At 40.4% G+C, this 12,893-nt stretch carries 13 protein-coding genes and 2 tRNA genes; all 15 read right to left on the bottom strand.

Features of this window, described 5'->3' with window-relative positions; genetic code table 11:
* Window positions 1-42: 42 nt before the first annotated feature.
* The 15 genes from AC6I5B_RS02930 to AC6I5B_RS02860 all read right to left on the bottom strand — a co-directional run bounded on the left by AC6I5B_RS02930 (window position 43) and on the right by AC6I5B_RS02860 (window position 12,891).
* A tRNA-Ile gene (locus AC6I5B_RS02930) sits at window positions 43-115 on the bottom strand.
* A gap of 19 nt (window positions 116-134) precedes the next feature.
* Window positions 135-524, bottom strand: coding sequence for a hypothetical protein (locus AC6I5B_RS02925; RefSeq protein WP_118293907.1), 390 nt, complete (start codon window positions 522-524; stop codon window positions 135-137).
* 29 nt (window positions 525-553) lie between these two features.
* The gene (locus tag AC6I5B_RS02920) at window positions 554-748 is read right to left on the bottom strand and encodes a helix-turn-helix domain-containing protein (RefSeq protein ID WP_002591239.1); all 195 of its coding nucleotides are present in this window, start codon (window positions 746-748) and stop codon (window positions 554-556) included.
* A 192-nt stretch (window positions 749-940) separates the two neighbouring features.
* Entirely contained in the window at window positions 941-1,420 is a 480-nt protein-coding gene (locus tag AC6I5B_RS02915) for a metallophosphoesterase family protein (RefSeq protein ID WP_022250134.1), read from the bottom strand.
* Window positions 1,417-2,016 (bottom strand): XTP/dITP diphosphatase, encoded by a 600-nt coding sequence (locus AC6I5B_RS02910; RefSeq protein ID WP_004612127.1) that lies wholly within the window; start codon window positions 2,014-2,016, stop codon window positions 1,417-1,419. Before AC6I5B_RS02910 ends, AC6I5B_RS02915 begins: the two co-directional genes overlap by 4 nt.
* Before the next feature lie 15 nt (window positions 2,017-2,031).
* Window positions 2,032-3,180 (bottom strand): THUMP domain-containing class I SAM-dependent RNA methyltransferase, encoded by a 1,149-nt coding sequence (locus AC6I5B_RS02905; protein ID WP_497773598.1) that lies wholly within the window; start codon window positions 3,178-3,180, stop codon window positions 2,032-2,034.
* 116 nt (window positions 3,181-3,296) lie between these two features.
* On the bottom strand, window positions 3,297-3,482 hold the full coding sequence (locus AC6I5B_RS02900; protein WP_022250133.1) for a hypothetical protein: 186 nt from the start codon (window positions 3,480-3,482) through the stop codon (window positions 3,297-3,299).
* 252 nt (window positions 3,483-3,734) lie between these two features.
* Entirely contained in the window at window positions 3,735-4,181 is a 447-nt protein-coding gene (locus AC6I5B_RS02895; protein WP_022250132.1) for a DUF1700 domain-containing protein, read from the bottom strand.
* 67 nt (window positions 4,182-4,248) lie between these two features.
* A complete protein-coding gene (locus tag AC6I5B_RS02890) occupies window positions 4,249-6,372 on the bottom strand; it encodes a glutamine synthetase III family protein (protein ID WP_497773597.1) in 2,124 nt (707 codons plus the stop codon).
* 138 nt (window positions 6,373-6,510) lie between these two features.
* On the bottom strand, window positions 6,511-7,374 hold the full coding sequence (gene fba, locus AC6I5B_RS02885) for a class II fructose-1,6-bisphosphate aldolase (RefSeq protein WP_004612122.1): 864 nt from the start codon (window positions 7,372-7,374) through the stop codon (window positions 6,511-6,513).
* A 141-nt stretch (window positions 7,375-7,515) separates the two neighbouring features.
* A tRNA-Glu gene (locus tag AC6I5B_RS02880) sits at window positions 7,516-7,587 on the bottom strand.
* Window positions 7,588-7,734: 147 nt separating this feature from the next.
* The gene (locus AC6I5B_RS02875; protein ID WP_497773589.1) at window positions 7,735-9,114 is read right to left on the bottom strand and encodes an IS4 family transposase; all 1,380 of its coding nucleotides are present in this window, start codon (window positions 9,112-9,114) and stop codon (window positions 7,735-7,737) included.
* A 373-nt stretch (window positions 9,115-9,487) separates the two neighbouring features.
* A complete protein-coding gene (locus AC6I5B_RS02870) occupies window positions 9,488-11,287 on the bottom strand; it encodes a Cof-type HAD-IIB family hydrolase (RefSeq protein ID WP_497773596.1) in 1,800 nt (599 codons plus the stop codon).
* 7 nt (window positions 11,288-11,294) lie between these two features.
* Window positions 11,295-12,125 (bottom strand): PTS system mannose/fructose/sorbose family transporter subunit IID, encoded by an 831-nt coding sequence (locus AC6I5B_RS02865; RefSeq protein ID WP_497773595.1) that lies wholly within the window; start codon window positions 12,123-12,125, stop codon window positions 11,295-11,297.
* A complete protein-coding gene (locus AC6I5B_RS02860) occupies window positions 12,112-12,891 on the bottom strand; it encodes a PTS mannose/fructose/sorbose/N-acetylgalactosamine transporter subunit IIC (protein WP_497773594.1) in 780 nt (259 codons plus the stop codon). The genes AC6I5B_RS02865 and AC6I5B_RS02860 overlap by 14 nt, the downstream gene beginning before the upstream one ends.
* Window positions 12,892-12,893 lie beyond the last annotated feature (2 nt).

Below are 12,893 nucleotides of genomic sequence, written 5' to 3'. Positions count from 1 at the left end.
CCTGCTGCCCTCTGCCGCAGGCTCGCCATGCCTGCTACACAATGTGCCGTGTGGGATTTGAACCCACGACTTGCCGCTTATGAGGCGGCTGCTCTAACCGCTGAACTAACGGCACTCGTGGCGGCTGCTGCCGCCTACTCATTAAATAAAAAGCCTTTTTCTATTAAAAATCTTATCCAATCGCAGCCCGTTACGTCGTCCCGCTCAATGAATTTGTAAAAGCTCTCTGCGTCCTCTATTCCGTATTTCTTCAAAATGTTTCTTGCGTTCTTTGCTGCTGGCGTAGTAAAAACATTCTCTGCGTAAAATGTAGCCTCTATAGTCCCGTAGCTGTTCTTTCCTGCTGGTGTTCTCATTTCCACTACGACTACATTCTTTTTGCTTTTTCTTCCTACGCCCTTTCTTATTACTACTGCCTCACTGAATAACCAGCCATTCCAGCCGCTACGCATAGGTGCAAACTGTGTGCGTGGCACTTCTACTAAGTCGCCTGCCTGCAATTTATTAAAATCTACTTTTTTCATGTGTCTTACCTCTCTTTTGTTATTCTTGTTTATAACGCCTGCTGCCCTGCTGCCGCCGTGTAGGTTTTCAGTGTGGCGTTGCAGCGTTTGAACTCCCTATAAATTGTGTCCCTATGCGTTCCCAGTGCCTCTGCAATATCACTTACACTGCTGCCCTGCTTACTCATAGCCTCTATGGTCTGCCTGTCCTCGTAATGCAGACGCTTGTACTTTCGTTTCGCCATGTTCTATGCTCCTTTCCGTCCTCATTTGCTTTTATGGTAAAAAAATAAGCGTGTCAGAGTTTTTACGCTCTGCACGCTCTTCTTTTCTGCTGTTTCCTATAAAAAAAGAAAATCGGCAGAGGCTTTATAACCTCTTGTCGATTTTCATTCTAAAACTTATCAATTTTTTTATTTTTTTCAAAATCGGTTATTTTACACATATTCCAGCTCAAAATGAGCCTCTCCATTTTTATCAATCTCCATCATCACATAAGTCGCTCTCCGCCCCTCCTGCCGTGGATATGAGAGGCTTCCCGGGTTAATGACGATGATATCTTCATCAAATTCCAAATCCGGCTTATGTGTATGCCCGTACATGACGATATCCGCTTTTCTCAATCTTGCCTCTTCTTTTAACCGAGCAGTTCCCATAGATACATAGTAATTATGTCCATGGGTGATGAATATATTATACTTTCCAAGTGTGAACTCTCTTTCTTTCGGCAAAAATGAAAAGAAATCATTATTCCCTGCAACCATATAAGTCTCGCAGTCCGCCACCGCTTCAATGTAATGTTCACCGTTCTCCACATCTCCCATATGGATGAGTGCATCAATTTTTCCGACGCGTTCTAACACCGCATCTAAATTTCTGTGACTTCCATGTGTATCACTTACAATTAATACTCTCATAGTTTTTTCTCCATAATTTCACGCATTGCACGAAGTGCTTTCCCTCGGTGGCTCAGTTCATTCTTCTTCTCCGGATCAAGTTCTGCTGTCGTGCATCCGTATTCCGGGAGATAAAAGATCGGATCATAGCCAAAACCATGCTCTCCGGCGATTTCGTAGCCGATACGCCCTTCAATTGTCCCTCTGACTACTTCTGTCGTTCCGTCTGGAAATGCCGCAGCCACTGCACAGACAAATCTCGCTGTACGTTTTTCATCCGGTACTCCTTTCAGACGGTCAAGCAGCATATTATTTTTGATATCATACGATGTATCCACCCCCGCATAGCGTGCAGAATAAATTCCCGGCTCCTTGTTCAGGTAATCAATCTCCAAACCAGAATCATCTGCAAGCACAATACAGTTGCCGGCAATTTTTGCAATCTCCGTCGCCTTGATCAATGCATTTTCTTCAAACGTGCTTCCATCTTCCACAACATCCACATCAATACCAGCTTCTTTCATCGACTGGATTGGCATTCCAAGGTCAGAAAGGATCATGCGGATCTCTTTCATTTTATTCTCATTACCTGTTGCAAATATAATCTTTGGTTCCATATTCGGTTTCCTCCTTTATTTCTTCTGTTTTGGTGGTTTCGGTCCCAGAAATTGATAAAAATACGTCTTCAACATTCCATTGTAAATCTTTCGGTTCTTGTCCGCTTTTCTGCCAAAATACTTTTCTGTATCCTCATAGCTTGTAATCATATATGCCGACCAGCTGTCCAAGTTGCGGAAGCTGTCACCAAACTCTCTATATAGCCCGGGAAGGTTCTCTTTTTCTTCCAAACGCTCTCCGTACGGCGGGTTTGTGATAATGAATCCATATTTTTTTGGATGGCGCAGATCTTTCACAGCACGCTCCTGAAAATGAATCAAATGATCCACCCCTGCCTCTTTTGCGTTTTCACGAGCTGCTCTGACTACATCTCCATCGATATCATATCCCTGGATGTCCACTTCAATGTCATCATTAATCAAACTGTTTGCTTCATCAATCGCATCGTACCACGCTTTTTTCGGAATCAGGTTACTCCATTCTTCTGCGGTAAACGATCGGTTCATTCCGGGTGCAATATTCGCCGCAATCATCGCTGCCTCAATCGGAAATGTTCCACTTCCGCAAAATGGGTCGACAAGTATTCTATCTTTTCTCCAAGGTGTCAGCATGATCAGCGCTGCCGCAAGAGTCTCAGTAATCGGGGCCTTGCTTGACAGCTGTCTGTATCCTCTCTTATGTAAAGAAACACCGGATGTGTCAATTCCGACCGTCACGATATCTTTCATCAGAAAAACGCGTATCGGATAGGAGGCTCCACTTTCTTCAAACCAATCCACATGATAGTGTTCTCTCATGCGGTTTACCATCGCTTTTTTCATAATAGACTGGATATCGGATGGACTAAACAGTTTGCTTTTTACCGATGCCGCCTTTGTCACCCAAAACTTTCCATCTTTCGGAACGTATTTCTCCCAAGGAATTTTTTTTGTATGTTCAAACAGCTCTTCAAATGTAACTGCCTTAAAACTTCCCACTTTCAGAAGTACTCTCTCTGCGGTCCGCAAAAATATATTTGCCCTGCAGATTGCCTCTGCATTTCCATAAAATGATACCCTTCCATCTTCTACATTTGAAATCTCATATCCGAGATCCTGTATTTCTCTTTTTAACACAGCCTCAAGTCCAAAATGACATGGCGCTATTAATTCCATTCTTTCCATTCTCTTCCTCCTGTTTCTATATACTTTATATTACGTGTAAGGCGTCCCACTGTCAAGAGATGCCACATATTAATAGAGATGGGAAATGATCACATTCCCCATCCCTTGCTGTCCGCTTAATAGTTGTTGCTTTCGTTTCTGCTTGCATCAGATGCGCTTGCTTTATTCTTAGATGCATTTGAGTTTGTATTTTTGCTTGTTGTCTTGTTAGATGTCTTATTCTTGCTCTGTGCATTGCCATAAGAAGAAGTTGCGTTGTTGTTCATTGAATTGTTGTTTGTTGCATTATTATTTTTTGCCATTGTTTCATTCCTCCTGAGATTTTAATTGGTACAAACCTTATTATCTCTCATCCGAAATGTTTTATACATTCAACTTTTTTCACAAATTACTTCTTAACAGTCTCTGAACCTGCTTAAGAAATTTTTAATTTTTAACTTGCTTTTTTTTCCAATCTATATTATACTAACTCTTGTAGAAAGCGATTTTCTACAACCCCTTATTAATTATTTATACTCCCCTCAAAAAGACCAATGGCTCCCCCATTGGTCTTTTTATTTTCGGCGGAGCATGTTGAAAATCGTCACAACCAATATCAAAGGAATTGCAATCGGCAACACAATCGAGAGAATCCCCAATATCAAAGAAATAATAAGAATAATAATAGCAATCACGCCCAAAATAACCGCGGCCTTCTTCCACCAGGTGTCCAGTCCAAACACATGAATCTTTTGGCTTTGCTGTTTCTGTTCCTGATCGCTCCACACTTCCTCTGAGTTGATGCTCTCCTGTGGCCCACTCATCTTTTCTTCCAATAGGATTGTCTTGGCAATCGCCCATGGATCTCCAAGCATGTCCATCACTTCCTGCTCCGATTTTCCACTTTTCATTTCCTCTTTGATATAGTTTTTATAATATTCTACATTATCCTGAACCTGAGCTGCGCTCAATTCATTCTCCAATGCTTTTTTTAATTGTAATAAAAAATCACTGCTTCTCATACATTCACCTCCGTGTTATTCTTTATATGCAGAATAACACAAAGGCTTCTATATGAAAAGCAGTTTTTTATACTTCGAACAACAGATCCCCGTAAGACGGCATCGGCCACATCTCTTTATTTACAATCATTTCCAGTGCGTCTACCGGCTCACGCAACGCCTGCATTCCGGTTACAACTCTATCTTTGAAAAATTCCGCCTGTGCCGGACCTTCCTGCATCTTGCATGCCTCATCTGTCACCACAATCAGATCTTTCAAAGCTTTTCTAGTCTGAGCCAGCAATTCGGAAGATTCTTTCAAAAGCTCTTCCTGCACACTTACTCCAACATCTCCACACGCCTCACGCACCTGATTAATAGAATTTGCAAGAGAGGTAATATATTTGATTACAGCTGGAATAATATGTTTGCTCGCAATGTCGATCATCGCTCTCGCTTCTATATTGATCGCCTTCGCGTAAGTCTCGTATTTAATCTCTGCACGTGATTCCAATTCCGCCCTTGTGAACACGCCAAACTTTTCAAACAACTCGACCGTTTTCTCCGTTGTCAGATATTCAATCGATTCCACAGTTGTTCTAATATTCGGAAGCCCTCTTCTCTTTGCCTCCTCTACCCATTCGTCAGAATATCCGTTTCCGTTAAATACGATTCTTTGATGCTCAGAAGCAAACTGCTTGATCAAATCATGTACTTTCATGTCAAAGTCTTCTGCTTTCTCCAACTCATCGCAGACTTCCTGAAATACTTCTGCCACAATCGTATTCAGCACGACATTCGGCGCTGCCACAGAATCTCTGGAGCCCACCATACGGAACTCGAACTTATTTCCGGTAAATGCAAACGGTGAGGTACGATTTCTATCTGTCGCATCTTTCGCGAAATCAGGCAGGGTGCGGACACCCGTCTGTAATTTTCCACCTTTCAGACTGTGAGTTGCCTCTCCTGTACTGATCAATTGTGAAAGTACATCTTCTAACTGTTCACCTAAATATACCGAAATAATCGCCGGAGGCGCCTCATTCGCCCCAAGTCTGTGGTCATTTCCCACATCTGCTGCAGATTCTCTCAACAATTCGGCATGTCTGTCTACCGCACGTAAAATACATGTCAAAACAAGCAAAAACTGAATATTCTCATGTGGTGTTTTTCCCGGATCTAAAAGATTAATTCCATCATCAGTCGTCAGAGACCAGTTGTTATGCTTTCCTGAACCGTTCACCCCCGCAAATGGTTTTTCATGCAATAAGCAGTGCAGCCCATGACGGTATGCAACCTGCTTTAATGTCTCCATCACAAGCTGATTGTGGTCAACTGCCACATTACACTGTGCATAAATTGGCGCCAGCTCGTGCTGCGCCGGTGCAACCTCATTATGTTGTGTCTTTGCGGACACTCCTAATTTCCAAAGCTCCTCATTGACATCCTTCATAAAGAGTGCAATACGCTCACGAATTGCCCCGAAATAATGATCGTCCAGTTCCTGTCCCTTTGGCGGCATTGCGCCAAATAACGTTCTTCCCGTAAAAATAAGATCTTTCCGTTTCAGATATTTTTCCCGGTCAACCAAAAAGTATTCCTGCTCCGCTCCTACTGACGGTGTCACTCTCTGAGAAGTTGTGTTGCCAAACAGGCGAAGAAGTCTTAATGCCTGTTTGTTAATTGCCTCCATAGATCGAAGTAATGGTGTCTTTTGGTCCAAGGCTTCTCCTGTATACGAGCAAAATGCTGTCGGTATGTAAAGAATCGCTCCCGTTCCGGTTGCATCCTTTTTGATAAATGCCGGAGATGTACAATCCCATGCCGTATATCCTCTCGCCTCGAATGTGGCTCTAAGTCCTCCTGACGGAAATGACGACGCATCAGGTTCTCCCTTGACAAGCTCTTTCCCTGAGAACTCCATCAACACCTTTCCATCTGACTTTGGCGCTGAAATAAAGGAATCATGTTTTTCCGCAGTTGCCCCGGTAAGAGGCTGAAACCAATGTGAATAATGCGTCGCACCTTTTTCAATCGCCCATTCTTTCATCTCATGTGCCACTACATCCGCAATCGACTGCTCTAATTCTTTTCCTTCTTGAATTGTTCTCTTTAATTCTTTATATACTTTTTTCGGCAGGCGCTCCTGCATAACAGAATCATTGAAAACATTTTCGCCAAATATCTCTGCTACATTTATTATCTCACTCATTGTTTCACCCTTCCCAGTTCATTCGTTTCTTGCAAAATATTCTCTTCTAAGATACTCTAATTTTTTTTAAAATGCAAGGAAAAATAAAGAAGGTGACGGAAATAACTTCCATCACCCTCGATTAAGAACTTGTCCTTATTAAGCTTTATTAACAGAACCAAATAATTCCATTTTTTCTTTTACAGTTGCTTTGATTGCATCTGCACCTGGAGCTAATAATTTACGTGGGTCGAATCCTTTTCCCTGTAAATCTTTACCAGCTTCAATGTATTCACGAGTTGCTGCAGCAAATGATAACTGGCACTCTGTATTTACATTGATCTTAGCAACACCTAAGTCAATTGCTTTTTTAATCATGTCTTCCGGAATACCTGTTCCTCCGTGAAGTACTAATGGCATCTCTCCTGTAAGCTGCTGAATAGCATCTAAAGTCTCGAAGCTTAATCCTTCCCAGTTTTCTGGATATTTTCCGTGGATGTTACCAATACCTGCTGCTAACATAGATACTCCAAGATCAGCGATTGCTTTACATTCCTTAGGATCTGCGCATTCACCTTTTCCTACAACACCATCTTCTTCTCCACCGATTGAACCAACTTCAGCTTCAAGAGACATTCCTTTTTCGTTACAGATTGCAACTAATTCTTTTGTTTTTGCTACGTTTTCTTCGATTGGATAGTGTGAACCATCAAACATTACTGAAGAAAATCCAGCTTCGATACATTTCAAACATCCTTCATAGCTTCCGTGGTCTAAGTGAAGTGCTACTGGAACTGTGATATTCAGTTCTTCTAACATTCCATTTACCATTCCTACAATTGTCTTGTATCCCGCCATATATTTTCCAGCACCTTCAGATACACCAAGAATTACTGGTGAATTGCATTCCTGAGCTGTAAGTAAAATTGATTTTGTCCATTCTAAGTTGTTAATGTTGAATTGACCTACTGCGTAGTGTCCTGCTTTTGCTTTTTCAAGCATTTCTTTTGCTGATACTAACATTATTCTTTCCCTCCGATTCTTTACTATAAGTTTTGACGTTTCTTATTATAAACCATATTTTGCAAAAAAGAAACCCTTAAAACAAAGTATTTCATGACAAAAAAATATCCGCAGAATCTTCTGCGGACACTTATCAAGAAATGACTCCAAGGGGAATCGAACCCCTGATTCCAGCGTGAGAGGCTAGCGTCTTAACCGCTTGACCATGGAGCCGTATCACTCGTACTTGTATATTATAACGCATTGCCGAAAAATATACAAGTACTTTTTTAATTTTTTTAATTTTTAACTAAGACTTCCCATACCCCAAATGGGACTTGTTCCTTGAAAATTCAATATTTCAGCTAACAAAATAGCGATTTATGCCACAGTAGCCAGTGGATGGAGTGCATTACGCAGATATTCCGGCAGTCTGGACTCAAAATCAGCAGTAAATCTAGCCAACTGTTCGTCACTAAGCTTCAGAAGTTCCTGAAGGCTTGCCATGAAAGCATCCATCAGGATGCTAAGTGAACGGTAGAAAGTGATATCTGCCATTTCATCTACCAGAAAAAAGAACAGTTCCCCTAGGGTTCGTTGATCTTCATTCTGTCTCTGCTCCATTGCAAGTAACATGTATCTGGTAAACACGATTGCTACGTGAGCAGTCAGTGCATCATAAGATAAGCTATGACATTCACCAATCAGATTCAGCATAGACTTGCAGGTCTTGAAAAAGACCTCGATTTTCCAGCGTTTGCCATAGATGCGGATGATTTCTTCTTCGGAGAGCGATGTATCTGTGCATATGAAAGCAAGCCAATCCTTACGATTGGCCTTGTTTCTTACGCAAACGATTTTTGCTGGAATGGGATTCTCTTTCCCTACCATCACATCAACAGAAAGAAGATACCTGGAACGGCCACGACGTTTCTTGTTCCTGGAATATATTTCCTTGATATTAAGCTGGTCCTCACCATAAGTGTACTTGATGCGGCTGCTTTTCTTGATCATGGCAATGACATCCATTCCTCTAGACTTAAGCGCAGTTATCTGTGCAGGATTGGAAAACCAGGAATCAAAAAGCATATATTCTGCAGAAAGCCCCGCAGATACAGCGGTATCAAGGAGTGTAAGCATTGCCTCCGGAGCTTTTGTCTGTGCAAGCTTACGACGCTTTCCGGCAAGAGTTCTCTTATCAAATGCCTTCACAGGGCCGATGATGTTCGACTCTTTGGATGAAGCCAGGAGACAGCTGTTTACAGGAATCAGCGTATTCCCATCGCTCCAGCTTACGGTCAGCATACGGAAGCCTTTCTTGTAGTTCATTCCCGTATGATCAAAGACTTTAGATCCCAGTTCTGTCTTTTTGCAGCTTGTACGATGGAACAGACTGTCGTCGATGATAAACACGTTCTTACGGGAGTCATCAGTAAGGTGCTTTAGATCATTCTTCACGATGTCAGCAGCAAGAAGTGATGTAAAACGGAGCCAGTTGGTTTTCGTAGAATTCAGAAAACGATAGAAGGTGTTCTTGGAAAACGCTTCTTTGAAGGAACCTGTTTTCTGTTGCATATACATACTTCTTCCAGTGAAAATGTTCCCCATCTTATACTTAAGCAGAGAAACAGCGGAAACGCCTTTCTCTTTGGTGCCGTTGCATTGCTTCAACAACCTGCCAACGTGATGCTTGATAAAAAACTTCTGGACACAATCAAGTAATGCTACCTCATTGCTATTGTTCTGTGATATACTGGACATGGCATAAATCCCCTTTTCTATTTTGGTTTTTCGACAATTCTATTATACCAAAGGAACGTATTTATGCCTTTTTAATTGGCTGAAATATTGAATTTTCAAGGTTAATCACACCTTATTGGTGTGGGAAGTTTGAGTAATATACTATACTTCTGCCTTGAACGGAGATTTCCTGGTGAAAGGAGTCAATCTCTGTTTCAATGTATGCATTATCTCAAGGGAATACTTTCTTTGAATAACTATGTTTCGTAATTAATGTTAAAGTTAAGTTTTTGAGTTAATTTCTTTTATTTTAATCTTGACTACAGGAAAACAGGCAGAACAATCACAAGATTGCACTGCCTGTTTTCCCGACATTAAATTTATTTGAATATTTTTAGTATTCTACTTTCCACATGTATCTACGTGTTGTGTAATCAATTCCTGTTGCTTTTGATAATGCTTTCATATATACATTATTTAAAATTGGCGTGAAAAGAAGGTGATTGAAGTATTCTGCAACAGAATCTTTTAGGTTATTTAATCCTAATTCTTTTGCATCTAATATGTATACTTTATCTCCAGCATATTTGTTCATAAATGTAATTGCTCTCTCATCTGCTTTTCTTGTTCTTCCATCAGCCACAAGGAGGAAAAACGGCTTATTTTTGTCTGTAATCTCAAAAGGACCATGGAAGAAATCACAGCTGTTAAATGTTGGAGACTGAATCTGAAGCATTTCAAGGATATTGCATGTTGAGAAAATATGTCCAGATCCATATGCCGGGCCACTTGCAAGTACAGTGATGCATTTTTCATCTTTCATCTGTTCTGCCCATTTTTCAGCCAATGGTCTGCAGTATTCACGAGCTTTCACATATGCTGGCTGCACTTTTGTAAATGCATCCATAGCATCTGCATAATTGTCATATCCTTCTACAATATCTACAATTGCCATCGCCATGCGAAGTGCATTTCCTGCATTGGTTTTGCTCTGATCTTTATCATCTTCCCAGATGCTTCCATACTGAACATTGTAATCACACACTTCTGTAAGTTCAGACTCATCCACATACTGGCTAATTGTAACTGCTCCAAGCTGTTTTGCAATTTTTGCAGCTTCGATTGTTTCTTTTGTACCTCTCATAGAAGTAAGAACAACAATTGTATTTTTACCTACACATTTTGGTGCTGCATATACAAATTCACTGCTTGTAATCTGCTGAGAATGTACAGCTGTAGATTCGCGATCCATAAAGTACTGTGCTGCATAATGTCCATCATGAGATCCTCCAGCTGCAACCCATACAACACTCTTAAGACCTCCGTCTGATTCCATATCTTTAATTACTTTTTCAATAAGTTCTCTGATTTCCATTTCATCCTTCTCCTTTTCTAATTGTTCTAACTCTTTGATTGCTACTGCAACCGCATCATGATTGTTATCTGTCACAATCCAATCTGCCACATTTTTTATTTTCTCTAACGCATTCTCTACAGCAATTCCTACATCTGCAACTTTTATCATTTCATAATCATTATTATGATCTCCGATACAGCAAATGGTTTTTTCGCTATGATCTAAAAGTTCTCGATAGCGTATCACAGCATCACCTTTTGATACATCTGCGCCTACAATCTCTCTCGAATACGTTCCTGTTGCCAGACATCGAACATTTTTTGGCACTGTCAAAGTAAGAAATTTATCAAATTGTTTCTGATCAACAAGATCTGTTGTCATCTCAGCCTTAATCCAACCGTCTGGCATTTCATCGATTGATTTTACTTCTGTATAATTTATGGATTCTCTTTTCAAATACGCCTTAAATACAGGTGTTGGGTGATACGAATAAATCCCTGTTTCTGTCATGACCTGCATTCCAAGTTTGGGAAACTCATCTACCAGTTTTTGAATATAAATTTTGATTTCTTGCGGTAACCAACGAACCCATACTATTTTTTCTTTCTGATAATCATATATACAGCTTCCGTTATATAGAATTACGGGGGCCTGGATATTCAGCATATCCTGATAAGGACGAAAACCTATGATAGATCTTCCTGTTGCAACAGTGAAGAGTCCACCTTTTTTCTGATAATCAACAATTGCTTCTCTGTTTTTAGCAGATATCTGTTTATCATCATCAAACAGAGTTTCATCCATATCAGAGATAAAAATCGTCTTTCCTAAATCCATTCTTACATCACACCCCTAAGATTCCGAAGAAAGCACAAATAATTGAAACTACGATAATACCAAGCAAGATCCATGTAGTCTTTACGTTTTTACCAAGAAGCCAGTAAATCAATGCTGTCACACATACCGGAAGTAAGCATGGCATAATAGAATCCAGAATTCCCTGAAGTTCTGTCACTCCATCGCCTGATCCAAACGTAAGTGGAACTTTTACACTAACCATTGTAGCTATCATGGAACCAATTGTCATAAGACCTACAATTCCAGTCATATTCGTTACTTTATCCATCATTCCAGATTTCTGTATCTTTTCAAGAAGTGTTGTTCCCAGTTCATATCCTTTCATCATGCCAATATAACGCACAGCAAATGCAGGGATATTGTATAAAAGAAGGAAGAGAATTGCACCGAATGGATTCCCATTCATACACAGTGAAGCTCCTATACCAGCTGCAATAATTCGAAGTGTTCCAAGGAAAATGGAATCACCAATTCCCGAAAGAGGTCCCATCAAACTAGCTTTTACATTGTTAATAGATGATGTATCAAAGTTAGGATCTTTCGCTCTTCTTTCTTCCATTGCAGTTACGATTCCTAATACGAGAGTGGAAAAATATACTGTAATGTTGAAAAATTCCATGTGTCTTTCCAGTGCTTCTTTTCTGTTTTCTTTTGTTTTGTATAATTTCTCAATAACTGGAGTCATAGAATAGGCAAATCCCATATGATCCTGTCTAACGTAGTTCCATGAGATCTCAAATGGAAGAGATTTCCAGAACACTTTTCTCAAGTCTTTTTTTGTAATCCCTGAATTAGTTTCATTATTAGAAGTCGTCATCTTCATCTACCTCCATTCCTCCAGCTGCAACTGGTTTTGCATCACCAACTCCACCGAATACCATAAGTGCTACAATACTTACAGCCATGATTGCTACTCCCAATACCGGAAGGCTTAAATATGCTGTCATTACAAATCCAATAGCTAAAAATGCTGCAATTTTCTTATTTAAAATCATTCTTAACAGAATTGCAAATCCAAGTGCCGGAAGAATTCCCGCAGAAATTGTAAGTCCATCCTGCACAAACTGTGGAATAGCATCCAGAATGTTCTCCATAACACCACTTCCTAGATAATATGCTACAGCTACAAGAATCGCCATTGGAAGGTACATTCCAAAGATTCCACCATACCAATGCATTCTTGATACTCCTTTGATATCACCTTTCTCAGCATACTGATCTGCTCTATTTGCAAAAAGTGGTACAATCGCAATAAAAAGGAAGTTTCTTAATAACATTACCAGCATCGCAATTGGAAGACCTAATGCCACTGCCATTCCTGCATCTTTATGTCCTGCAATTGCAAAAGCTGTTCCAAGAATTCCACCTGATACAACTTCTGGTGGGAGTGCAGCTCCTACTCCAACAGCTCCCATAAGTGCGAGCTCCATAGTAGCTCCGATCACACATCCTGTCTGTAAATCTCCCATTGCCAGTCCTACTAGAGGTCCTAAAACCAATGGACGTGTCTGAAGTGATTTTCCAGTAAAATAATCACTATATCCGAAACATGCAATCAAAAATATCAATAATACTTTGATCATTG

The organism is Faecalimonas nexilis, from assembly GCF_059731825.1.
Note: the sequence above shows the minus strand (reverse complement) of the source record. Positions and strands in the feature narration are given on the sequence as shown.